The 22,321-nt window shown below is 73.1% G+C and carries 20 protein-coding genes, 2 tRNA genes and 1 pseudogene; 19 read left to right on the forward strand and 4 right to left on the reverse strand.

The annotated features are described in order from the left end of the window. Window positions 1-1,235 precede the first annotated feature (1,235 nt). The 4 genes from dnaN to BUE43_RS03140 all read left to right on the forward strand — a co-directional run bounded on the left by dnaN (window position 1,236) and on the right by BUE43_RS03140 (window position 5,524). The gene (gene dnaN, locus BUE43_RS03125) at window positions 1,236-2,378 is read left to right on the forward strand and encodes a DNA polymerase III subunit beta (protein ID WP_073479759.1); all 1,143 of its coding nucleotides are present in this window, start codon (window positions 1,236-1,238) and stop codon (window positions 2,376-2,378) included. 95 nt (window positions 2,379-2,473) lie between these two features. Continuing rightward, on the forward strand, window positions 2,474-3,385 hold the full coding sequence (gnd, locus tag BUE43_RS03130) for a phosphogluconate dehydrogenase (NAD(+)-dependent, decarboxylating) (protein ID WP_073479760.1): 912 nt from the start codon (window positions 2,474-2,476) through the stop codon (window positions 3,383-3,385). Between the two features lie 158 nt (window positions 3,386-3,543). Next, window positions 3,544-4,719 carry a DNA replication/repair protein RecF gene (gene recF / locus BUE43_RS03135; RefSeq protein WP_073479761.1) on the forward strand — a complete coding sequence of 392 codons (1,176 nt, stop codon included), beginning with the start codon at window positions 3,544-3,546 and terminating at the stop codon, window positions 4,717-4,719. A 301-nt stretch (window positions 4,720-5,020) separates the two neighbouring features. Further along, entirely contained in the window at window positions 5,021-5,524 is a 504-nt protein-coding gene (locus tag BUE43_RS03140) for a DciA family protein (RefSeq protein WP_073479762.1), read from the forward strand. A 168-nt stretch (window positions 5,525-5,692) separates the two neighbouring features. On the opposite strand, the gene BUE43_RS33240 is transcribed toward BUE43_RS03140, so the two are convergent. Continuing rightward, on the reverse strand, window positions 5,693-5,950 hold the full coding sequence (locus BUE43_RS33240) for a hypothetical protein (RefSeq protein ID WP_143173915.1): 258 nt from the start codon (window positions 5,948-5,950) through the stop codon (window positions 5,693-5,695). 110 nt (window positions 5,951-6,060) lie between these two features. Here BUE43_RS33240 and BUE43_RS03145 point away from each other — a divergent pair, with 110 nt between their 5' ends. The 8 genes and pseudogenes from BUE43_RS03145 (at window position 6,061) to BUE43_RS03175 (ending at window position 13,400) form a co-directional block, all read left to right on the forward strand. Next, window positions 6,061-6,318 carry a hypothetical protein gene (locus tag BUE43_RS03145; RefSeq protein ID WP_073479763.1) on the forward strand — a complete coding sequence of 86 codons (258 nt, stop codon included), beginning with the start codon at window positions 6,061-6,063 and terminating at the stop codon, window positions 6,316-6,318. Window positions 6,319-6,578: 260 nt separating this feature from the next. Continuing rightward, entirely contained in the window at window positions 6,579-8,537 is a 1,959-nt protein-coding gene (gene gyrB, locus BUE43_RS03150) for a DNA topoisomerase (ATP-hydrolyzing) subunit B (protein WP_073479764.1), read from the forward strand. Window positions 8,538-8,621: 84 nt separating this feature from the next. Further along, the gene (gyrA, locus tag BUE43_RS03155) at window positions 8,622-11,111 is read left to right on the forward strand and encodes a DNA gyrase subunit A (protein ID WP_073479765.1); all 2,490 of its coding nucleotides are present in this window, start codon (window positions 8,622-8,624) and stop codon (window positions 11,109-11,111) included. Between the two features lie 50 nt (window positions 11,112-11,161). Further along, complete coding sequence (locus BUE43_RS03160; protein WP_073479766.1) at window positions 11,162-12,058, forward strand: DUF3566 domain-containing protein; 897 nt, start codon at window positions 11,162-11,164, stop codon at window positions 12,056-12,058. Window positions 12,059-12,322: 264 nt separating this feature from the next. After that, window positions 12,323-12,396: transfer RNA gene (locus BUE43_RS03165), tRNA-Ile, on the forward strand. Between the two features lie 62 nt (window positions 12,397-12,458). Beyond that, a pseudogene (locus BUE43_RS34930) lies at window positions 12,459-12,575 on the forward strand (DLW-39 family protein); the annotation flags it as partial. A 37-nt stretch (window positions 12,576-12,612) separates the two neighbouring features. Continuing rightward, window positions 12,613-12,688 (forward strand) — tRNA-Ala (locus BUE43_RS03170). Between the two features lie 148 nt (window positions 12,689-12,836). Then, entirely contained in the window at window positions 12,837-13,400 is a 564-nt protein-coding gene (locus BUE43_RS03175) for a DUF2020 domain-containing protein (RefSeq protein ID WP_073479767.1), read from the forward strand. Window positions 13,401-13,497: 97 nt separating this feature from the next. On the opposite strand, the gene BUE43_RS03180 is transcribed toward BUE43_RS03175, so the two are convergent. After that, the gene (locus BUE43_RS03180) at window positions 13,498-14,070 is read right to left on the reverse strand and encodes a hypothetical protein (protein ID WP_073479768.1); all 573 of its coding nucleotides are present in this window, start codon (window positions 14,068-14,070) and stop codon (window positions 13,498-13,500) included. A gap of 141 nt (window positions 14,071-14,211) precedes the next feature. On the opposite strand from BUE43_RS03180, the gene BUE43_RS03185 reads away from it, so the two are divergent. Together BUE43_RS03185 and BUE43_RS03190 are read left to right on the forward strand one after the other, a co-directional pair. After that, window positions 14,212-14,775 carry a peptidylprolyl isomerase gene (locus tag BUE43_RS03185; protein WP_073479769.1) on the forward strand — a complete coding sequence of 188 codons (564 nt, stop codon included), beginning with the start codon at window positions 14,212-14,214 and terminating at the stop codon, window positions 14,773-14,775. Window positions 14,776-14,783: 8 nt separating this feature from the next. Further along, window positions 14,784-15,713: a rhomboid family intramembrane serine protease gene (locus tag BUE43_RS03190; protein WP_073479770.1), complete on the forward strand. Its 930-nt coding sequence runs from the start codon at window positions 14,784-14,786 to the stop codon at window positions 15,711-15,713. A 35-nt stretch (window positions 15,714-15,748) separates the two neighbouring features. Here BUE43_RS03190 and BUE43_RS03195 read toward each other — a convergent pair whose 3' ends face one another. After that, on the reverse strand, window positions 15,749-16,174 hold the full coding sequence (locus BUE43_RS03195; RefSeq protein WP_143173916.1) for a PH domain-containing protein: 426 nt from the start codon (window positions 16,172-16,174) through the stop codon (window positions 15,749-15,751). 91 nt (window positions 16,175-16,265) lie between these two features. On the opposite strand from BUE43_RS03195, the gene BUE43_RS03200 reads away from it, so the two are divergent. Beyond that, complete coding sequence (locus BUE43_RS03200; protein ID WP_073479772.1) at window positions 16,266-17,435, forward strand: thiolase family protein; 1,170 nt, start codon at window positions 16,266-16,268, stop codon at window positions 17,433-17,435. A 722-nt stretch (window positions 17,436-18,157) separates the two neighbouring features. Here the strand turns inward: BUE43_RS03200 and crgA are convergent. Continuing rightward, on the reverse strand, window positions 18,158-18,424 hold the full coding sequence (gene crgA, locus BUE43_RS03205) for a cell division protein CrgA (RefSeq protein WP_073479773.1): 267 nt from the start codon (window positions 18,422-18,424) through the stop codon (window positions 18,158-18,160). 262 nt (window positions 18,425-18,686) lie between these two features. Here crgA and BUE43_RS03210 point away from each other — a divergent pair, with 262 nt between their 5' ends. Genes BUE43_RS03210 through BUE43_RS03220 form a run of 4 tightly spaced genes read left to right on the forward strand, consistent with a single transcriptional unit; the run spans window position 18,687 to window position 22,213 of the window. After that, window positions 18,687-19,439 (forward strand): DUF881 domain-containing protein, encoded by a 753-nt coding sequence (locus tag BUE43_RS03210; RefSeq protein ID WP_073479774.1) that lies wholly within the window; start codon window positions 18,687-18,689, stop codon window positions 19,437-19,439. Further along, window positions 19,436-21,367 carry a class E sortase gene (locus BUE43_RS34935; protein WP_234995501.1) on the forward strand — a complete coding sequence of 644 codons (1,932 nt, stop codon included), beginning with the start codon at window positions 19,436-19,438 and terminating at the stop codon, window positions 21,365-21,367. Before BUE43_RS03210 ends, BUE43_RS34935 begins: the two co-directional genes overlap by 4 nt. Window positions 21,368-21,370: 3 nt before the next feature. Further along, window positions 21,371-21,526, forward strand: a complete 156-nt coding sequence (locus tag BUE43_RS34595) for a hypothetical protein (RefSeq protein ID WP_200797345.1) — start codon at window positions 21,371-21,373, stop codon at window positions 21,524-21,526. 45 nt (window positions 21,527-21,571) lie between these two features. Beyond that, entirely contained in the window at window positions 21,572-22,213 is a 642-nt protein-coding gene (locus BUE43_RS03220; RefSeq protein WP_073479775.1) for an aminodeoxychorismate/anthranilate synthase component II, read from the forward strand. Window positions 22,214-22,321: the final 108 nt, after the last annotated feature.

The following is a 22,321-nucleotide window of genomic DNA, read 5'->3' on the forward strand; positions in this document are numbered from 1 at the left end:
CTCCGCTCGTTCCCCTGACGGCGGTCGTCGCGCGTCGGCCTCCCGTCGTCGGGCGCGCCCCGGCGCGGCGCGCGGATCTTTTCTGGTGGTGTGGGGGCCGCGCCTGTTCCGGGGCGACTCGGAAAAGTCGGCGTCGGGCCCGGGTGTCCTCACCTTCGCCGCCGAACCCCTCCGAACCGCCGTTCGCCAGCTCCGGCGCGCGAGTTCGCGCGCCACGCGCCACCGAGCCGTGACCGTCCACATCTCCTTCGTCGACGCGCTGGGGGCGAGGGGCGTCGGCGGCTCCGCCGGTGGGACGGACCGGCCGAGCGCAGGAGTCCACCAGCGCGAACACACGTTCTCCCGGCTGGGAGGGCCCTCGTGTTCCCGGCTCGGCCCGCGGAACAGGCAGGTTCCGGCGGGGGTGCTGACCCCGGCGGGGACGACGGGGCTAACGAGTTCGGGTGGTGGGGGCGCGGCCTCCACCGGTTTCGTTTTCTCGCAGGTCCGCGCGACGGTCCGACCGGGCGGCAAGCGGGTGAGAACCGTCGCGTGGGTCACTGCCGGCGGCTCGCCACCACCCCGGCCGCGCCCTCCGGAGGACGCCGAACCCGCCCCGACGCGCCATCTTTTTCAGGGCTGTGGGCACTCGATCGGGTGTGGACAACCAGAAAAGTTCGAGATCCGCGCCACCGGAAGCCTGTGCACGCCCTGGGGACTAGTCGACCCACATCTGTGGAGAACTCTGTGGACAACTCGGGCTTCCTGTGGACCGTTCGGAGCAGCCGCCGAGTTGTCCACGGGGGCCCCGAGTTGTCCACGGGCTCCATCCACGGGTGCTCCACATCGGAGCGAGGCCTCTGACCTGCGGTTTAGGGCAGTTGTCCACACTGCCCACAACCCCTATTACTACGGCTGTTCATCTCTCTCGAAGAGAAAACCCCAAAACCAGTAGGGCGGCGCCGCGCTTGGGGACAGACCCGCCGGGACGGGGCGAACCCCCGGGATGACGGGAGCCGCCGCGACGCTCTACGGTGAGAACCCACCGCGCCGGTACCCGGCAGCGCTCAGCGCTCCACTGGTCCGCCGCCGCCCGGATCGGGCTCGACCCGGCGGCCCGCGGCCCCCTGAGTCACGCTCGTCCTCGTACCGCCGGCTCGTGTTCAACCGACCCGTCGTCCGGACCGGATCACCTCCGTGCTGGTCAGGACGGTGGGCCGCACCACTGGGCACTGTCGAACCCGAAAGGACGCCCGATGAAGATCCGCGTCGAGCGCGACGGCCTGGCCGACGCCGTCGCCTGGGTCGCGCGCAGCCTGCCGTCCCGGCCGCCGGTGCCGGTCCTGGGTGGAGTGCTGCTGGATGCCGGTTCCGGCGAGGGCGGGGAGACCGGTGACGCCCTCACCGTGTCCGGGTTCGACTACGAGGTCTCCGCGCAGGTCGGCGTGCCCGCCACCGTCGCGGCCGGCGGTCGCACGCTCGTCTCCGGCCGGCTGCTCGCCGACATCACCAAGGCGCTGCCGAACCACCCCGTCGAGATCGCGGTGGACGGCGCCCGGGTGACGATCACCTGCGGCAGCTCCCGGTTCAGCCTGCCCACCATGCCGGTCGAGGACTACCCCCAGCTCCCGGCGATGCCCCAGCGCACCGGCTCGGTGCTGGGCGAGGTGCTCAGCGAGGCCGTCTCCCAGGTGGCCGTCGCCGCCGGCAAGGACGACACGCTGCCGATGCTGACCGGCGTCCGGCTGGAGATCGACGGCGACCGGCTGACCATGGTCGCCACCGACCGGTTCCGGCTCGCGATGCGCGAGTTCACCTGGGAGCCGGCCACCGAGGTCGCCGCGACCTCGGTGCTCGTCCCGGCGCGCACGCTGGCCGAGGCGGCCAAGACGCTGGGTGCGGCGGGCAGCCGGGTCGAGCTGTCCCTGGGCTCCGGCGACGGCCTGCTCGGCCTGGCCGGCAGCGCCAAGCGCACCACCACCCGGCTGCTCGACGCCGAGTTCCCCGGTTACCGCAAGCTGCTGCCGGCCGAGCACAGCGCCGCCGCGATCGTCGACGTCGCGCCGCTGGTCGAGGCGATCAAGCGGGTGTCGCTGGTGGCCGAGCGCGGCACCCAGGTCCGGCTGGAGTTCACCGGTTCCGCGGTGAAGCTCACCGCCGGCGGCGACGACGAGGGGAGCGCCGAGGAGGAGCTGCCCGCCGAGCTGACCGGCGAGCCGCTGACCATCGCCTTCAACCCGGGCTACCTGCTCGACGGCCTCGCGGCGGTGCGCACCGAGCGCGCCCACCTGTCCTTCACCACGCCGACCCGCCCTGCGTTGGTCAAGCCGGTGAACGAGGATGGCGAGGTGGCGCCGGGCTACCTGTACCTGCTCATGCCGGTGCGGCTGCCCGGCTGACCCCGGACCCGGCGCGACCACGCCGACCAGCGACAACGTCGGCAGACGTCGACAGACCCCCGTCGACGTGCCCCAACGGCAGGAGGACAGCAACCGTGCAGCTCGGACTCGTCGGCCTCGGCAAGATGGGCTTCAACATGCGGGAGCGGCTGCGCCGAGCCGGCCACGAGGTCGTCGGCTTCGACCGCAACCAGGAGGTCAGCGACGCCGAGTCGCTGGCCGACATGGTGGGCCGGCTCGCGGCGCCGCGGATCGTCTGGATCATGGTGCCGCACGGCGCGCCGACCCGGCAGACCGTGGAGGAGCTCGGCGACCTGCTGGAGCCCGGCGACATCGTGATCGAGGGCGGCAACTCGCGGTGGACCGAGGACCAGGCCAACGCGGCGCTGCTGGCCGAGAAGGGCGTCGGTTACCTCGACTGCGGCGTCTCCGGCGGGGTGTGGGGCCTGGAGAACGGCTACGGCCTGATGGTCGGCGGTGACGCGGAGCTGGTGGAGCGGGCGATGCCCGTCTTCGACGCGCTGCGCCCGGAGGGCCCGCGGGACGAGGGCTTCGCGCACGCGGGCGAGGTCGGCGCCGGCCACTTCGCGAAGATGGTGCACAACGGCATCGAGTACGGCCTGATGCAGGCGTACGCCGAGGGGTACGAGCTGCTCGCCGCGGCCGACGTGGTCAAGGACGTCCCCGCGGTGCTCAAGGCGTGGACCCGGGGCACCGTCGTCCGCTCCTGGCTGCTGGACCTGCTGGTCAACGCGCTGGGGGAGGACCCGGAGCTGACCCAGCTCCGGGGCTACGTCGAGGACTCCGGCGAGGGCCGGTGGACCATCGAGGCCGCGATCGCGCACGCGGTCCCGGCTCCGGTGATGTCGGCCGCGCTGTTCTCCCGGTTCGCCTCGCGGCAGGAGGACTCCCCGGCGATGAAGGCGGTGGCCGCGCTGCGCAACCAGTTCGGCGGCCACGCGGTGCACAAGGCCGGCCCCACCTCGGGTGCGGGCGAGGTCAAGTGAGGAACGGCTCGACCCGGTCCGTCCGTCGGTGTTCCGGTCGGGTTGACGTCGTCCGCTGACCGGAACACCGGCGCGACGCGCGGGCGTCGCCGGGCCACCCCTCCCACCCGCTCCGACGGGCGCTGCCCCGACCTGCCGAAACGGGAAGGCTTCCCTCCTTGTACGTCAGACACCTCCAGGTCACCGACTTCCGGTCCTGGGCGCACGCCGACGTGGCCTTCGAGCCGGGGCCGAGCGTGCTGGTCGGGGCGAACGGGCAGGGCAAGACCAACCTGGTGGAGGCCGTCGGGTACGTCGCCACCCTCGGCTCGCATCGGGTGGCCGCCGACGCCCCGCTGGTGCGGCACGGCACGCAGCGCGCGATCGTGCGCACCGCCGTCGTCAACGCCGGCCGGGAGCTGCTGGTCGAGCTGGAGATCACCCCCGGTCGGTCGAACCGGGCGCGGGTCAACCGCGCGCCTGTCCCACGGCCCCGGGACGTGCTGGGCATCCTCCGTACCGTGCTGTTCGCGCCGGAGGACCTGTCACTGGTCCGCGGCGATCCCGGTGAGCGGCGGGGTTTCCTGGACGAGCTGCTCGTGTTGCGCGCTCCGCGGTTCGCGGGGGTGCGGGCCGACTACGAGCGGGTGTTGAAGCAGCGCAGCGCGTTGCTGAAGAGCGCGGGCGCCGCGCGTCGGGCCGGGCGCAGGAGCGCCGAGGGCCCGGGCGAGGCGGGGGACATCCGCACGTTGGACGTGTGGGACGGGCACCTCGCCCGGCACGGCGCTGAGCTGCTGGCGGCGCGGTTGGACCTGGTCGCCGACCTCGCTCCGCACGTCGCCGCGGCGTACGCGGGGGTCGCGCCGGAGTCGCGTCCGGTGTCGATCGGCTACCGCAGCTCCCTGGGCGGGGCGTTGCCCGAGGGCTACGGGCGGCCGGGCGGAGCGCGGGCGGACGTCGCGGTGCTGGAGGTGGCGCTGCTCGCCGAGCTCGGCAGGGTGCGCGCGCAGGAGTTGGAACGCGGTGTGTGCCTCGTGGGGCCGCACCGCGACGAGCTGGACCTGGTGCTCGGCGAGGCGCCGGCCAAGGGGTACGCCAGCCACGGCGAGTCCTGGTCGTTCGCCCTCGCGTTGCGGTTGGGCTCCTTCGAGCTGCTCCGGGCCGACGGCGCGGAGCCGGTGCTCGTGCTGGACGACGTGTTCGCCGAGCTGGACCGGCGGCGCCGGCAGCGGCTGGCCGAGGTGGCGGTGGCCGCGGAGCAGGTCCTCGTGACCGCGGCCGTGGCCGAGGACGTGCCCGAGGAGCTGGTGGGCGCCCGGTACGAGGTGCGGGACGGAGTGGTGCGCCGTGTCTGACCCGGAGGCGCGCGGCGGTGGGCGGGGGCAGAGCCCCCCGCCCACCCGGCGGGGGACCCAGCCTGTGCACAACCGGGCTGTGAGTCCTCGCACATCTGGGGATAACCCTGTGGATTGTGTGGATAACTCCGTGACGCCGGGGCTCCGAAGCGATTCAGGTCCCCGCACCGCGCGGGACCCTGTCACCCGAACGGGGGTAGCGGGCGGCGGCTCCGGCCCGGCGGGGGCCGCGGGAACCGGTGACCGGCCGGCATCCGCGCCCCTCGGCGGGGCCGCGGACCCGGAGTTGTCCACAGGCGCGTTGCGCGGACCGGACCTGGCGCGCGCGGCGTTGGAGGCCGCGCGGGCGGCGGCGAAGGCCAGGGGGCGCGGCCCCGGCCGGCCGCGTCGCGGCGGTGGGGCCGGCCAGTCCCGCCGGCGGCGGAGCTGGTCCGGGGCGCGGCCGGACGACCGCGACCCCCAGCCGCTGGGGCGACTCGCCTCCCGGCTGGCCGCCGACCGGGGCTGGACCGACCGGCTCGCCGGCGGCCAGGTGTTCGGCCGGTGGGCCACCCTGGTCGGCGCGGACGTGGCTGAACACGCCCGGCCGGTGACCCTGCGGGACGGCGAGCTCACGGTGCAGGCCAGCTCGACGGCGTGGGCCACCCAGCTCCGGCTGTTGCAGCGCCAGCTGCTCGCCAAGATCGCCGCCGGGGTGGGGCCGGACGTGGTCAAGCGGCTGCGGGTCCAGGGGCCGGCCGCGCCGAGCTGGCGCAAGGGGCCGTTGCACGTTCCCGGGCGCGGCCCCCGCGACACCTACGGCTGACGGCTGACCGCCGGCCGCCGGCGCGTCCGGTTCACCGCGGGCGGACACCCCGAACGAGGCGGTCGTCGCGTTGGTCGTCACGGAGCGCGGGCAGGGGGCAGGATGGGCGAACGGGTTGTCACCCGTTGACGGGAAAGAGGTCAACAAGGCGGACCGGGCGGGTTACCGTCACGTCACCACCTGTCGCGCGAGCGCGTTGGTGGGATGGGTCCGACCGTTCCCCGCCGGGGTGGGCCGGCGCCGAGGCGGCCGGACCGTGCGACGGCCGCGCTGGTCGCGGCGCTCGCCCCGGGTGGCGCGGTGGCAGCCCGGACGCGGCGCGCCCGGTCGGGGCGGCCGGGGGTCGATGCCCACCTGGCGGACCGAGGAGGCCCAAGATCCGCAGACGATGGTCAGAGCGCTGGACGCGGTGGTCGCGTCGGTCACCGCGGCCGACGGAGGCTCGGAGCACCCCGGCGCGGGTCGAACCGGAGCGGGCTCCGGTCCCGGCGCCCCTGCTGTCCGCGACGGAGAAGCGCCGTCTCCTGGAGCTGACCATGGTCGTCGACCAGCTCGTCGACTTCATGGCGCGCACCGACTTCGGGCTCTCCCGCGAGGCCCGGCAGGTGCTGGTCGACGTGTACGCGGACGTGGCCGTCACCGCGGCGCGGGGCAGGGCGGCGATCGCCGAGCTGTCCAGCGTCGAGGAGCGCATCGGGGACCTGGACTTCGAGTCGGAGCCCGCCGACGACCACCAGTCCGAGTCCGACGGCGACCGGGACGCCGGCGGCGGGGAGCCCCGCGCGCACGGCTGATCACCGACCGGCGCGCGGCGCGCTGGCCGCACCCGCGCCGACCGCCGATCGAGAGCCGCTCAGCGGCCCGGTTTCCCGCTCTCCGCTCCCCGCACCCGACCGACTTCGCGACGGGCGCTCTGTGACGTTCTCAGGGGTGTCCTTGACCCCGTCTTGTGGGACCTGCCCGGTAGACTTGTCCACGGTCGTGGCTGGCGCCGGCCGTCCCGCCGGCGCGCCCGACGCCGAACACGCCCCTGCACGAGGAGACACCGAGGCCCGTGGCAGCCAAGAAGAACGAGTACAGCGCGTCATCCATCACCGTGCTCGAAGGGCTTGAGGCGGTCCGCAAGCGGCCCGGTATGTACATCGGCTCCACCGGGGAGCGAGGTCTGCACCACCTGATCTGGGAGGTCGTGGACAACGCCGTCGACGAGGCCATGGCGGGCCACGCCTCCAAGGTCGAGGTCACGCTGCTCGCCGACGGCGGGGTGCGGGTGACCGACGACGGTCGTGGCATCCCGGTCGATATGCACCCGGTGGAGAAGCGGCCCGCCGTCGAGGTCGTGCTCACCACCCTGCACGCCGGCGGCAAGTTCGGCGGTGACGCCTACGCCGTCTCCGGCGGTCTGCACGGCGTCGGCGTGTCCGTGGTCAACGCGCTGTCCGTCGCGCTCGAGGTCGAGATCTGCAGCCACGGGCACGTGTGGCGGCAGCGGTACGAGAATTCCCAGCCGGCGCACCCGCTGCGCAAGGGCGAGACGACCACCAGGACCGGGACCACCGTCACCTACTGGGCGGACCCGACGATCTTCGAGACCACCACCTACAACATCGAGACCATCTCCCGCCGGCTCCAGGAGATGGCGTTCCTCAACAAGGGCCTGACCATCGTCCTGCGGGACGAGCGGCTGCCCGAGGACGAGGAGGACGCCGAGGCCGGCAAGCTGCGCGAGCGCACCTTCCACTACCCGGGTGGGCTGGAGGACTTCGTCCGGCACATCAACGCCACCCGCGAGGCCGTGCACAAGAAGGTCATCGCCTTCTCGGCCAAGGGCGAGGGCATCGAGGTCGAGGTCGCGATGCAGTGGAACACCGGCTACAGCGAGTCGGTGTACACGTTCGCCAACACGATCAACACCCACGAGGGCGGCACCCACGAGGAGGGCTTCCGCTCCGCGCTCACCCGCGTGATCAACGAGTACGCGCGGGACAAGAAGCTGCTCAAGGAGAAGGACGCCAACCTCACCGGCGACGACGTCCGCGAGGGCCTGGCCGCGATCGTCTCGGTCAAGCTCAGGGAGCCCCAGTTCGAGGGCCAGACCAAGACCAAGCTGGGCAACACCGAGGCCAAGTCGTTCGTGCAGAAGACCTGCAACGAGTGGCTGCCCGACTGGTTCGACCGCAACCCGGCCGACGCCAAGACGATCGTGAACAAGGCGGTCTCCTCGGCGCAGGCGCGGATCGCCGCCCGCAAGGCCAAGGAGCTGGTGCGGCGCAAGAGCGCGCTGGAGATCGGCGGCCTGCCCGGCAAGCTGAAGGACTGCCGCTCCACCAAGCCGGAGGAGTGCGAGCTCTTCATCGTCGAGGGCGACTCGGCTGGCGGCTCGGCCAAGGAGGGCCGGGACTCGTACTTCCAGGCGATCCTGCCGATCCGAGGCAAGATCATCAACGTGGAGAAGGCGCGGCTGGACCGGGTGCTGAAGAACACCGAGGTCCAGAGCCTGATCACCGCGCTGGGCACCGGCATCCACGACGAGTTCGACCTGAGCAAGCTGCGGTACCACAAGATCGTGCTGATGGCCGACGCCGACGTCGACGGCCAGCACATCCGCACCCTGCTGCTGACGCTGCTGTTCCGGTTCATGCGCCCGCTGATCGAGAACGGCCACGTCTACCTGGCGCAGCCGCCGCTGTACAAGATCAAGTGGCCGCGGAGCGAGCCGGAGTACGCCTACACCGACCGGGAGCGCGACGGCCTGATCCAGCGCGGCGTCGAGGCCGGCCGCCGGCTGCCCAAGGACGACGCGATCCAGCGGTACAAGGGTCTGGGCGAGATGAACGCCGAGGAGCTGTGGGACACCACCATGGACCCGGCGCACCGCACCCTGCTCCAGGTCACGCTCGACGACGCGGCCACCGCGGACGAGCTGTTCAGCGTGCTCATGGGCGAGGACGTCGAGGCACGCCGCTCGTTCATCATCCGCAACGCCAAGGACGTCCGCTTCCTCGACGTGTGACGCGGCCGGGGGCGGTCCCGCCGGGGCCGCCCCCGCCGACCGCAGCGTTCCACCGTCCACTGAGGACATACGAGAAGGACAGGAATGACCGAGACGACCGTGCCGTCGGGGGGCGACCGCATCCAGCCGGTCGACGTCCAGCAGGAGATGCAGCGCTCCTACATCGACTACGCCATGAGCGTGATCGTGTCCCGGGCGCTGCCCGACGTGCGGGACGGGCTCAAGCCGGTGCACCGCCGGGTCCTGTACTCCATGTACGACACCGGCCTGCGCCCCGAGCGGAGCTACGTCAAGTCCTCGCGCGTCGTCGGCGACGTGATGGGCAACTACCACCCGCACGGCGACACGTCCATCTACGACGCGCTCGTGCGGCTGGCCCAGCCGTGGTCGATGCGGTACCCGCTCGTGGACGGCCAGGGCAACTTCGGCTCGCCGGGCAACGACCCCGCCGCCGCCATGCGGTACACCGAGTGCCGCCTCACGCCGCTGGCCATGGAGATGCTCGCCGACATCGGCGAGGACACCGTCGACTTCTCCGACAACTACGACGGCAAGACGCAGGAGCCCGACGTCCTGCCGTCGCGCATCCCCAACCTGCTCGTCAACGGCGGCGGCGGCATCGCGGTCGGCATGGCGACGAACATCCCGCCGCACAACCTGCGCGAGGTCGCGGCCGGCGTGGTCTGGGCGCTGGAGAACCCGGACGCCGACGACGAGACCACCCTGACCGCCCTGATGGAGCGCATCAAGGGGCCGGACTTCCCGACCCGCGGCCTGATCCTGGGCACCTCGGGCATCGAGGACGCCTTCCGGACCGGGCGCGGCTCCATCCGGATGCGGGCCGTGGTGGACGTGGAGGAGGACGCCAAGGGGCGCACCATCCTCGTCGTCTCCGAGCTGCCCTACCAGGTCAACCCGGACAACCTGATCGAGAACATCGCCGCGCTGGTCAGGGACGGCCGGCTGACCGGCATCTCCGACGTCGCCGACGAGTCGAACAAGCGCAGCGGCATGCGCATCGTGATCACGCTGAAGCGGGACGCGGTCGCCAAGGTCGTGCTGAACAACCTGTACAAGCACACGCAGCTCCAGCACTCGTTCGGCGTGAACATGCTGGCGCTGGTCGACGGCGTTCCGCGCACGCTGCGCCTCGACCAGGTGGTGCGGTACTACGTCAAGCACCAGATCGAGGTCATCGTCCGGCGCACCCGGTTCCGGCTGCGCAAGGCCGAGGAGCGGGCCCACATCCTGCGCGGCTACGTGCGCGCGCTGGACATGCTGGACGAGGTCATCGCGCTGATCCGCCGCTCGCCGACGGCCGACGAGGCCAGGGCCGGCCTGATCGCGCTGCTGGGCGTGGACGAGGTCCAGGCCAGCGCGATCCTGGAGCTGCAGCTGCGCCGACTGGCCGCCCTGGAGCGCCAGAAGATCGTCGACGAGCTGGCCGAGATCGAGCGCACCATCGCGGACCTGCAGGACATCCTCGCCCGGCCGGAGCGGCAGCGCGTCATCATCCGCGACGAGCTGATGGCGGCCGTCGAGAAGCACGGCGACGACCGGGCCACCCGGATCATCCCGTTCGAGGGCGACGTGTCGATGGAGGACCTCATCGCCGTCGAGGACGTCGTCGTCACCATCACCCGGACCGGGTATGCCAAGCGCACCAAGACCGACCTGTACCGGGCGCAGAAGCGGGGCGGCAAGGGCGTCCAGGGCGCCCAGCTCAAGCAGGACGACATCGTGGCGCACTTCTTCGTGTGCTCCACGCACGACTGGATCCTGTTCTTCACCAACAAGGGCCGGGTGTACCGCGCCAAGGCCTACGAGCTGCCCGAGGCGAACCGCAACGCGCGCGGTCAGCACGTGGCGAACCTGCTGGCGTTCCAGCCGGACGAGCACATCGCCCAGGTCATCCACATCAAGGACTACGAGGCGGCCCCGTACCTGGTGCTGGCCACCAAGCGCGGCAACGTGAAGAAGTCCCGGCTGGTCGACTTCGACTCCAACCGCTCCGGCGGCATCGTGGGCATCAACCTGCGCGAGGACGACGAGCTGGTCGGCGCGGTGCTCTGCTCGTCCGACGACGACCTGCTGCTGGTCTCGGCCGACGGTCAGTCGATCCGGTTCCACGCCACCGACGAGGCCCTGCGGCCGATGGGCCGGGCCACCTCCGGCGTGCTCGGCATGCGGTTCAACGCCGGCGACGAGCTGCTGTCCATGGGCGTGGTCCGGGAGGGCCGGTTCGTGCTGGTGGCCACCGACGGCGGGTACGCGAAGCGCACCCCGATCGAGGACTATCCGGTGCAGGGACGCGGGGGCAAGGGTGTGCTGACCATTCAGCACGACCGCCGGCGTGGCAGGCTTGTGGGGGCACTCATCGTCGACGTCGACGACGAGCTGTACGCCATCACCTCCGCCGGTGGGGTCATCCGGACCTCCGCCAGGGAGGTCCGCAAGGCCGGCCGCCAGACCAAGGGGGTGCGCCTGATGAATCTGGGTGAGGGTGCCACTCTGTTGGCGGTCGCACGCAATGCGGACGAGGCGTCGGATCCCGACACTGAAGGCAACAAGTAGCCGGAGACAAGCGTCTAACTCGACGGAACACCGTCGGCAAAGGACCGCCCATGACTGCTCCCCAGGACCCGAACCGCCCGTCGCGTGACGCCGAGAAGACGTCGGTGATCACCCACCCGGCGCAGGCCGGGAAGAACGGCACGCCCGAGGCGGACGGGGAGGGAGCCCGGTCCGTGGAGGCGGCCGACCAGCCGACGGTGAAGCAGCCGAAGCCGGAACCCCCGGCCGGTGGGGTGGGTCAGCCCACCCCACCGGCCGGGGACGGCGAGTTCCCCGTCGAGTCCGGCGGGACGCCCCCGTGGCAGCGCGTGGCCGTGACGGGGCCGGCGGGCGCGGAGCCCGCCTCCCCGCACGGTCTGGGGCAGCCGCCGGCGGCCCTGCCGGTGGACGCGCTGACCGCCACCCCGCCCGACGGAACACCGGAGGGCCAGCCGTGGGGCGCCGCCGACGCGGCCGCGCAGGCGGCGCCGACAGCGCAGTCGTCCTCGGGCGGCCGCACGGCCGTGCGGCTCGGTGGTCTCAAGGCCAGCCTCGGCTCGTCGTCGGGCGGCGGCGGGGGCGGAACCGCCCGCCGGCCCGGTCGCGGCCCGCGACGGGCGAGCCTCCAGGTCAAGCGGATCGACCCGTGGTCGGTGCTGAAGCTGGCCCTGGTGCTGTCGGTCGCGTTGTTCTTCGTCTGGCTGGTCGCCGTGGGCGTGCTCTACGGCGTGCTGGACGGCATGGGCGTGTGGGACCAGATCAACGGCACCTACACCGACCTCGTGCAGAGCGGGGAGAGCGGCTCCGAGGCGCTGATCAGCGCGGGCCGGGTGTTCGGGGTGGCGGCCGTGATCGGCGCGATCAACATCGTGCTGTTCACCGCGTTGGCCACGGTCTCCGCGTTCGTCTACAACGTCTCCGCCGACCTGGTCGGTGGGGTGGAGCTCACACTCTCCGAGCGCGAGTGACGAAGCCGTGACGAAAGGCCCCGCCGGATCCACCCGGAACCGGCGGGGCCTCGTCGTTCGGGCGAACCCGCTGCTCTTCCGGCGTTGTCCCGATCGCGGGGGAGTCCGTCTGACCTGCGCGATTACTGGCGCCCGTCGGGGGCCGGTTAGGCTGGCGGAAGCGCCGTTCCCGGGATGAGCAGGGCTTTCCCGTCAGGAGAACGGTGTCGGGGGACCCGATTTGGGGACAGCGGGACCCGTCGGGTAATCTCTGTGACGCACCAAGGGCCTATAGCTCAGACGGTTAGAGCGCTTCGCTGATAACGAAGAGGTCGCTGGTTCAAGTCCAGCTAGGCCCACTACCCATGCTCCGTGTGGGTGAACTCTCCCGGCTCTCGCGCCGCTAAGGAGGCGACCGGACGTGAAGAAGCTGCTCGCTCTTGCCGCTGTGGCTGGTGTTGTCCTGCTGCTGGTTCGGCGCAACCGCTCGGCCAAGGCCGAGGCTGACCTGTGGCGTGAGGCCACCGCTCCGACCGAGGGCTGAGCCGGCGCGAGCGGAGCGCTCCCGCTCGCCGGGGGACGTAGCTCAATTGGCAGAGCACCGCCTTTGCAAGGCGGGGGTTAGGGGTTCGATTCCCCTCGTCTCCACCACCCTCGCCGAGCTCGCGAGGACTGCGGGTGCTCACCCCAGAATCTGACGAAGGGCACTCCCGGCACCGGCCGGGAGTGCCCTTCCGTTTCTCACCCGACGCGCACCCCCGAGGCGACCGGGGCTGACCCACGAGGGGACCCACGCGGCATGGCCCGTCCTGCGACCCGTGTCCTGCTCCCCGCGGCCGTCGTGGCCGCGACCGCCCTGCTCGCCGCCTGCGACAGCGGAACACCCGCGGCGGGGGGAGCGGCGACCACGAGCCAGACGTCCTCCTCCGCGGCCCCGACCACGGCGGTCGCCGCCCCGCCGGCCAGCGTGGAGCCCGCGAAGGACGGGGACTGCCCCTACCTGGAGCGGGCGTGGGTCGCCGAGGCCAACGGGCAGAAGGTGAGCAAGGTTCGGTTGTCCGCCGACCAGCCGAATCCCGCCTGCTTCTTCTACGGGCTCGACGGCAAGGAGCAGCTGCGGGCGCGCGTCTACGTCGGCGACGCGAAGGCGGCCAAGGCGCTGGTCGACCAGGCCGCCCCGGTCGAGACCTCGTCCAGGGCCGAGCTCGCCGGCGGGTGGAAGGGCGGCAGCATGCCCACCCAGGACGGCTCGGTGTTCGCCGTGGCCAGGGAGGGCAAGGCCGTGGTCGTGCGCTCCAACCAGACGACGACGTTCAAGGCGAAGCGCGTCGCCGAGCGGGCCATCCAGACCCTGGGCCTCTGACCCGGACCTCCGGACCTCTGACGGGCCTCTGACGCGGGTCCGGCGCGGAGGGAACCCCTGCCCCGAGGGGCGCCGCGGCTCCCTCCGCGTCCGCGCGTCAGGGAGCCGGCGAGGGCCGGACGTGCTCGTTGCGGGCCTGCCCGTCCCGGCTGTGCGGCATCGGCATCTCCGCCCGGTCGTCCCCCTGCGGCTCCTCCTGGAGGTGGACCTCCTGGGGCCGGCGGGTGAGGACGACGGCGACGCCCAACGCCGCCGCCAGCACCGCGATGGCCCACGGCCAGCGGCGACGGTGCCGACGCCGGTCGGGGCGCACGGCCGCGGCGATCTCCCTGCGCGCCGCCCTCGTCCGCTTCGCGAGGTCGCGGCGCTGCCTGTCCATGCGCTTGCGGGCCCTGCGGCTCCGGTGGGTCAGCTCGTCCTGGGCCTTGCCCAGCCGGCGCCGAACCAGGTCGGCCTGGTCGACCACGGCGGACTGCACCTGCTCCGGCGCCGCGCCGTGCGCGGACAGCCGGCGGTGCGCTTCGGCCGCAGCCTTGGCCGCCATCTCCCGGGACGCCCGGTACCCCTGCTGGCCGGCGTGCACCGCGCCGATCCTGGCCCGGTGCAGTCCGGCCCCGACGGCGTGACCCATCCGTTCCCCGGCGCGGGTCATGGCCTCCACCTCGTCCATCGTCTTGCCTCCTCGGTGCGCCTCCGGGCAGCCGCCCGGCGACGCCTGTCCTCCCCGGGGCGCGTGGTCCACGCCCCTCGGCACGTGACGATCAGAACTCCATCGTGCCCCGATCCCGCGGATCCCGCTGTGGATGGCACGATGGCGGACGTGGCAGACAGCAACGGATCGTTGGTGGGCAAGAAGGTCACCGCCACCCTGCACACCACGCTGGGTGACATTCGGCTGACCCTGTTCCCCAACCAGGCGCCCAAGACCGTGGCCAACTTCGTGGGCCTCGCGGAGGGCACCAGGGAGTACACGGAGCCGAACGCCAGGGAGGGCGACTCCGGGCCGTTCTACGACGGGTCGATCTTCCACCGGGTCATCGACGGCTTCATGATCCAGGGCGGCGACCCGACGGGCACCGGCCGGGGCGGCCCCGGCTACAAGTTCGCCGACGAGTTCCACCCGGACCTGCAGTTCAACCGGCCGTACCTGTTGGCGATGGCCAACGCCGGCGCGAACACGAACGGCTCGCAGTTCTTCATCACGGTCACGGCGACCGACTGGCTGAACTTCAAGCACACGATCTTCGGCGAGGTGGCCGACGAGGCCTCCCGCAAGGTCGTGAACGCCATCGCCACCACTCCCACCAGCGCGGGCGACCGGCCGGTCACCGACGTGGTGATCGAGAAGGTCACGATCGAGCGCTCCGAGGGCTGACCGGACGCTTGACGACGCCACCAGGGCCACCCGTCCCGCCGGCCGGCGAGCACCCGCCGGCGGTGGAGGGGTGCGTCCGTCACCCGGACCGGGCGACCGGGCTGCGCTGCACGCGGTGCGGCCGCCCCGCCTGCCCGGAATGTCTGCGTGAGGCGTCCGTCGGCTACCAGTGCGTGGACTGCGTCGCCGACGGTCACCGGGGCATGCGACAGGCGGTCACCGTCGCGGGCGCCGTGGTGCGCCGGACGCCGCTCGTCGTGCCGGTGCTCATCCTGCTCAACGTCGCCGTGTTCGCCTGGACCGCCGTACAGGCCGGCAGCATCGCCGACAACTCCGCGTCCCCGCTGTTCTCCCGCTGGGCCCTGTGGCCGCCCGCCGTGGCCGGCGGGCAGTGGTGGCGGGTGATGACCTCGGGCTTCCTCCACATCGGTCCCGTGCACCTGGCCCTCAACATGATCGCCCTGTGGGTGCTCGGGCGGGACCTGGAGATGATCCTCGGTCGGCTCCGGTTCCTCGCGGTCTACCTGGTCTCCCTGCTCGGCGGCTCGGCCGCGGTGTTCCTGCTGGGCGACACCCGGGTCCCGGTCGCCGGCGCGTCCGGCGCCGTGTTCGGGCTGATGGGTGCGACCGCGGTGGCCGTGGTCCGGCTCCGCCTCGACCCGCGCTCGACGCTCGCCGTGATCGGCGTGAACGTCGTGCTGAGCGTCGTGGTGCCCAACGTGTCGCTGCTCGGCCACCTGGGCGGCCTGGTCGTGGGCGCGGTGGCCGCGGTGGGCATGGTCTACGCGCCGGCCAGCCGGCGCGCCCTCGTGCAGTCGGGGGTGCTCGTCGGTCTTCTCGTGGTGGTCCTGGTCGTCTTCGTGCTCCGGGACGCCTCGTTCGGCGGGATGGAGTGCTTCGAGGTGGACAACGAGCCGTACTGCGTCCGGACCGACTGAGCGGCTTCCGGTGGTTTCCCGCCCCGGGGGCGGGGTCAGCCCTCGTCCTCGGGGCGGAGCACGGCGAGCGCGTCGGCGACGTCGTCCGGCTCGGCGCCCAGGTCCAGCCGGGTGAGGACGAACAGGTGCTCGTGCTCCCCGTCCTCGACGTCGACCTCCAACACCGGGACGTCGCGGCCGAAGCGGCGGATGCGGACGACGCGCACCCGGCGCACCGTGGACCACGGGTAGCGGCGGCGACCGAGGAGCGAGCGGGTCGTCAGCCCCTCGTCGTCAGCCGAGAGGCGCGGGCGGCCGAGCGTGCCCTGCGCGGCGAGCAGGGCGAGGGCGAGCGCGGCGACGCCGGCCAGGAGGCGGGCGGCCGGGTCCTCGGTCGACAGCAGCCAGAGCAGCGCGCCCGCCAGCAGCAGCCACACGAGGGCGACCAGCCCGGGCGACGGGGACCAGCTTCGCGTCGTCACGGCGGTCAGCATCCCGCGTTCTTCTTCTCCTGTTTCGCACGGGTGGCCGCGAGTAGCATCGCGAGGAGAACGAGCTACTGAGGAGTAACATATGCGGGACGCGGTGATCTGCGCGGCGGTGCGCACTCCGGTCGGACGCCGCAAGGGCGGGCTGCGCGACGTGCACGCGGTGGACCTCGGCGCGGTGGCGCTGCGCGCGCTCGCCGAGCGGTCCGGCATCGACCCCGCCGTCGTGGACGACGTGCACTGGGGCTGCGTGACGCAGGTGGGCGAGCAGGCGTTCTGCGTGGGCCGTCAGGTGGTGTTGGCCGCCGGGTGGCCCGAGACCGTGCCCGCGGTGACCGTCGACCGCCAGTGCGGCTCGTCGCAGCAGGCGCTGCACCAGGCGGCCGCCGCCGTGATCTCCGGCCAGGCCGACGTCGTCGTCGCCGGGGGCGTCGAGTCGATGACCCGGGTGCCGATGGGCGCCAACTTCCTCAACGGCCCGGGCGTGCCGTTCGGCCCCGCTGTGGAACAGCGGTACGCCGACCGGCTCGCGAGCACCGGGGGCACGTTCAACCAGGGGCTCGGTGCCGAGTTGATCGCCGAGAAGTGGGGGCTGGGCCGGACCCGCCTCGACGAGTACGCCCTCGCCTCGCACGCGAAGGCCGCCGCCGCCCAGGACGCCGGCGCGTTCGACGAGGAGATCGTCCCGGTGCCGCTGCCGGACGGCTCGGCGGTGACGCGGGACGAGGGCGTGCGCCGCGACTCCACGCTCGACGCCCTCGCCGGGCTCAAGCCCGCGTTCCGCCCGGACGGCGTGGTGACCGCGGCGAGCTCCTCGCAGATCTCTGACGGCGCGGCCGCGCTCCTGGTCACCACCTCCGAGCGCGCCCGTGAGCTCGGGCTGACCCCGATCGCGCGGGTGGCGGCCACCGCGGTGCTCGGCGACGACCCGGTGCTCATGCTCACCGCGCCGATCCCGGCGACGGCGGTGGCGCTCCGCCGGGCCGGCCTGACCGTCGCCGACATCGGCGCGTTCGAGGTCAACGAGGCGTTCGCGGCCGTGCCGCTGGCCTGGCTCGTCGAGACCGGCGCGGACCCGGAACGGCTCAACCCGCTGGGCGGCGCCATCGCGTTGGGCCACCCGCTGGGCGCGTCGGGCGCGCGGTTGACCACGACGTTGCTGCACCACATGCGGCGCAACGGCATCCGCTACGGCCTGCAGACCATGTGCGAGGGCGGCGGGATGGCGAACGCGACCGTCTTCGAGCTGCTCTGAGTCAGTTTCGCGAGGCCAGTTCGCTGGGCCGGTTTCGCCGCGCCGTCCCGCTGGTCGGCCTCCGCCGTCGTTCCGCGCGACTGGCGGGGGCCGGGCTGCGGAGTGATCAGGCGGGGAGCTCACCAGAGGGCTGGGCGGCATGAGGCGCGGGATTGTTCCACGAGGAGGCTTCTTCCGCCTCTCGGAGGCTCGGGTTGTCCACAGGGGCCGCGAGTTGTCCACAGCGGAGCGTCATGGTTTTTGACGCTCCGTGCTGGGCAGATAGGCTGGAGCGGGGCTCGCCCCCCAGGGCGGGTGGGGGCTGTCCGCGGTGCGGGGAGATCCCCGCGGGTGGCTCGGGGTGCCTCCGTCGGGCGTCGCGCCGTCGGGGGTGTTGGCGAGCAGAACTCGCGATCTTCGTTACTCCACAGGAAGTCCGTGTCTGTCCCCCGGATGGGGATGGGGACGGCCGCGCGGAGCGGGTGCGCCGGCGGCTCCGGTGGGGGTTGACCACAGGGCCTGTGGACAACTCGGTGGATAACTCCGGTTCCCCTGTGGATTGCGCACCTCCTGGGAGCGAGTTGTCCACAGGAGTTATCCCCAGTGGGGATGAGTTACAACGATGTGGTTCGCGCACTCTCCGCCGAACGGGCCACCCGGAAGAAGACGGCCCGGACGCGTGACACGTCCGGGCCGTGACGACGGCGGGCGACGAACGGAGCAGTGCCCCGGCGCCCGCGCGATCAACGCCAACGCATGGTCATGAGCAGACCGGTGATCATGAGCGCGAAGCCGACCGCGAAGTTCCACCCGCCCAGGTCCGCCATGAAGCCGATCTTGTCGCTGGCCAGGTAGTAGACCACCAACCAGGCCAGCCCCAGCAGCATCAGACCGAGCATCACGGTCACGTAGACCGGGTGCGACGGGCCGACGGCCTTGGCCCTGACCGGCGTGCGGCGGTCGGGCGGCGGGGTGTAGACGGTCTTCTTCCGGACCTTGGACTTCGGCATGCTGTCCTCGCCTCACGTCGGGCGGACGCTCTGGTTCTGACGGGCGAACGCGCCGAGCCGACCGGCGTTCTCCGGTTGGCGCGACACTCCCGCCCGCGTGACACGTTAACGTAACCGAGGAGGGGAGCGAACAGCTCGCGTCCCCCGACCGACGGAGCAACCCCACCCGACGGGAAGATCCGCTCGCGGGATCGGCCCGCCCGGATCGCGGGACCCGCTCGCGGGGCGACCCCGAGCAGCCCGAGTGAGGAGAGGAGTCCGCGTGCGCCGGCCCAGCCCGCCCCGGGGTGTTCGGACCGGCTGGCGGATCGCCGCCCCGGCTGTCTGCCTCCTCGCCGGCCTGCTGTTCGCGGTGAGCCACAATGCCGCCGACGGCTACGACCTGCGGGGCGGTCGGACCACCGAGTTGTCCGGACTGGTCAGGGACGCCGACGCGCGGGTCGGCGCCGCCGAGCAGCGGCTCGGCGAGCTGCGGGCCCAGCTCCGCCAGGAGGAGGCGGCCAGCGGGGCCGACCAGCGGGTCGCCGAGGCCCGCCGACGGGCCGACGGCCTGAGCCCGGTCGTCGGGCTGACCCCGCTGCGCGGCGCGGGTCTGCGCGTCACGCTGACCGACGCCCCCCGCGGTCCCGACGGCCGCTACCCTTCGGGCGCCAAGCCCAACGACCTCGTCGTGCACCAGCAGGACCTGCAGAGCGCGCTGAACGCCCTCTGGGGCGGGGGCGCGGAGGCGATCTCCGTGGCCGACCAGCGCCTGACCAGCACGTCCGCCCCGCGCTGCGTGGGCAACACGCTCCTGCTGCACGGCCGCACCTACTCCCCGCCCTACGTGATCAACGCGATCGGCGACCCCGACCGGATGACCGCCGCGCTGGAGGCCGAGCCCGGCGTCCGCGTCTTCCGGCAGTACGTGCAGACCTTCGGCCTCGGCTACCGCGTGGAGCGGGTGGATGACCTCCGCGTCCCCGGCTACACCGGTTCGCTGCGGCTCGACGACGCCCAGGAGGTGCCCCGGTGACGCAGGACCACGGGGAGCAGCGTCCGCTTCCTCGGGACCTGCCCCCCAGGCCGGCGCAGGAGCGGAGACCGGGAGGTCGACGCCGTGCGCCGGAGCCCGACGAGCAGGGCGCGCCCCCCGCGCCCCGGGCCACCCGCACCGGCCGGTACGCCGTGCCGCCGAGCCCGTCGTCCCCCGACGGCGGGACGGGCAGGCACGCGGTGCCGGGAGCCGGACCCACGACCGGTCCCACCGCGACCGGCCGGCACTCCCGGCCGCCGGCGGACCCCGCCGCCCGCGGCGACTGGTTCGAGGCGGACGCGGCCCGCCAGCCCGACGGCCCCCCGACGGGCGCCTCGGGCCGGGGGACCCGTCCGACCCCCACGGCCAAGCCCGTGCCCAGGCGGACCCCGTCGCAGCGGTTCGCCCTGCCCGGAGCGGAGGAGCCGGCTCCCGAGCCGCCCCCGCCCGCCCGCCGGGTGCAGCCGGCCGTGCCCCCGCCGGTCCCAGCCCTCGACGGCCCGGCCCACGACGGCCCGGCCCGGCCGAACCCGGACGCCGAGGCGACCGACCTCGCTCCGGCGCTGGACGCCACCTCCCCGCCGCGCCCGCGTCGGGCCGTCCCCGCGGCGGGGCCGGTCCAGCGGCCACCGGCGCCCTCCCCGGACCCGTCGGCCGCCAACGTCCGGCCGCGCCGGTCCCGTGCCGCCGCCGTGCCCCAGCCTCCGCCGCCCGGAGTGCGGGACGAGGCGGCGCCTCGGGCCCGCCGCGCCGCCCCGGAGGCCCCGGACGGGCCACCGGCCGCTTCGCCCCGCGCCGCCGTGCCACCGACGGAGGTGGTCGCGCCTCCGGTCCCCGCGGGCCCGCCGGCCTCGCCGGCGACCGGGCCGGCGAAGGCCGTGCCCCGGCCGGCTCCCCGTCGTCGGCCGGAGCCGGCCGACGCCGAGACCGACGTCCTGCCGAGGGTGGTCGGCCCGGACAGCGAGCCCACCGACGTGCTGCCCCGGGTCGTCGACGACCCGCCCGCGCCGGAGCCGGCGGAGACCGCCGAGGCCAGCGCCGACGGGGCGGACGGCCACGACGGCGAGGGCGCGGAAGCCGCCGCGCCGACCAGGGGCGACCGGATCCGCGCCGCGGTCAGGACGGCCGGTGAGCTGATGATCACGGCGGGGCTCGTCGTGCTCCTGTTCGTCGTCTACGAGGTCTACGTGACCGACTGGCTGTCGGCGGGCAAGCAGCACGACGCGACCAACGCCCTCGACGAGCGCTGGAAGTCCGGCCAGGACCCGTTGCTGACGGGCGGGGAGCGCGGCGAGCACTACAACCTGGCCGAGGGCCAGGGCTTCGCCAAGATCTACATCCCCAAGTTCGGCCCCGACTTCGCCTACACGGTCCTGGAGGGCACCACCGACCAGATCCTGGAGAGCGGACCCGGCCACTACAAGGGCACGGCGTTGCCGGGCCAGCCGGGCAACTTCGCCGTCGCCGGGCACCGGGTCGGCAAGGGCGCGCCCTTCAACGACCTGGACCAGCTGGAGTCCTGCGACTCCCTGGTCGTCGAGACCTCCTCGTCCTGGTACGTGTACCGGGTGCTGCCGCTGGGCGGCGAGGTGGAGAACTGGACGAGGAACGCCGACAGCAAGGGCAACCAGCCGCGGTGCGACCAGGTGTCCCCGCTCCGCACCAAGGACCAGGACGGCGGCCCCTACGCCAGGGTGCCCGGCCAGGAGATCGTCACCCCGGACCGGGGGGAGGTGATCGCCCCGGTGCCGAACAACTCCGCCGCCGCGGTGCCGAAGACCCAGCAGATCCCGCTGATCACCCTGACCACCTGCCACCCCCGGTTCTCGGCGAAGCAGCGGTTGATCGTCCACGGCCGGCTGGTCAGGGAGTGGAAGAAGGACCAGGGCAAGCCCGGCCAGCTCCCACCCGAACTGAAGGAGGGCTGACCCGTGTACGGCTGGATCTGGCGTCGGCTGCCGGGCTCGCGGGCGCTCAAGGTCGTCCAGGCGCTCGTGCTCGTCCTCGCCGTCGTCGCGTTGCTGCTGTTCGTGGTGTTCCCCTGGGTCGAGCCGATGCTGCCGTTCAACCAGGTGACCACGGGCTGAGAAGCGGGGCGTGACCAGCGGCGTCGGCGTCCGTAAGCTGGCCGGGTGCGCGTGCTCGTCGTCGACAACTACGACAGCTTCGTCTACAACCTCGTCCAGTACCTGGCCCAGCTCGGCGCCGACCCCGTGGTCCGGCGCAACGACGCGGTCGGGACGGGCGAGCTGGACGGGGTCGACGGGGTGTTGGTCAGCCCCGGTCCCGGCACGCCGGAGCGCGCGGGGGCCAGCATGGACGTCATCCGCCGGTGCGCGGACCGCCGTCTCCCGCTGCTGGGCGTGTGCCTGGGACACCAGGCGATCGGCGCGGTCTGGGGCGCCACGGTCGAGCGCGCGCCCGAGCTGCTGCACGGGAAGACGAGCCAGGTGCACCACTTCGGCGTCGGCGTGCTCGCCGGCCTGCCGGACCCGTTCACCGCGACCCGCTACCACTCGTTGGCGGTTCGGCCCGAGACCATCCCGGACGAGCTGGAGGTCACCGGGCGCACCGAGTCCGGTGTGGTGATGGCGATGCGGCACCGGGAGCTGCCGATCGAGGGCGTGCAGTTCCACCCCGAGTCGGTGCTGACCGAGGGCGGGCACCGCATGTTGGCGAACTGGATGGCCGGTTGCGGCCATCCCGTGCCCTCGGGGCGGGTCGCCGAGCTGGAGGCGGGGATGCGCCAGCTCGCCGCCGCCGCTCGTCCCTGATCTCCCTGCCGCCGAGCTCCGCGGGATTGCGTTCGCTGAGCTGGGCTTTTCCTGGGTACTGACCTGAGTTGTCCACAGGGCATCCAGTTATCCACAGGGCAGCGTGAT

The organism is Streptoalloteichus hindustanus (genome assembly GCF_900129375.1).
Taxonomy (GTDB): Bacteria; Actinomycetota; Actinomycetes; order Mycobacteriales; family Pseudonocardiaceae; genus Streptoalloteichus; species Streptoalloteichus hindustanus.

Excerpts from the sequence above, each read along its gene's own strand:
- dnaN (WP_073479759.1), top strand. The coding sequence starts at position 1,236 with ATGAAGATCCGCGTCGAGCGCGACGGCCTGGCCGACGCCGTCGCCTGG.
- BUE43_RS03145 (WP_073479763.1), top strand. The coding sequence starts at position 6,061 with ATGGTCGTCGACCAGCTCGTCGACTTCATGGCGCGCACCGACTTCGGG.
- gyrA (WP_073479765.1), top strand. The coding sequence starts at position 8,622 with ATGACCGAGACGACCGTGCCGTCGGGGGGCGACCGCATCCAGCCGGTC.
- BUE43_RS03160 (WP_073479766.1), top strand. The coding sequence starts at position 11,162 with ATGACTGCTCCCCAGGACCCGAACCGCCCGTCGCGTGACGCCGAGAAG.
- BUE43_RS03175 (WP_073479767.1), top strand. The coding sequence starts at position 12,837 with ATGGCCCGTCCTGCGACCCGTGTCCTGCTCCCCGCGGCCGTCGTGGCC.
- BUE43_RS03180 (WP_073479768.1), bottom strand. The coding sequence starts at position 14,070 with ATGGACGAGGTGGAGGCCATGACCCGCGCCGGGGAACGGATGGGTCAC.
- BUE43_RS03185 (WP_073479769.1), top strand. The coding sequence starts at position 14,212 with ATGGCGGACGTGGCAGACAGCAACGGATCGTTGGTGGGCAAGAAGGTC.
- BUE43_RS03200 (WP_073479772.1), top strand. The coding sequence starts at position 16,266 with ATGCGGGACGCGGTGATCTGCGCGGCGGTGCGCACTCCGGTCGGACGC.
- crgA (WP_073479773.1), bottom strand. The coding sequence starts at position 18,424 with ATGCCGAAGTCCAAGGTCCGGAAGAAGACCGTCTACACCCCGCCGCCC.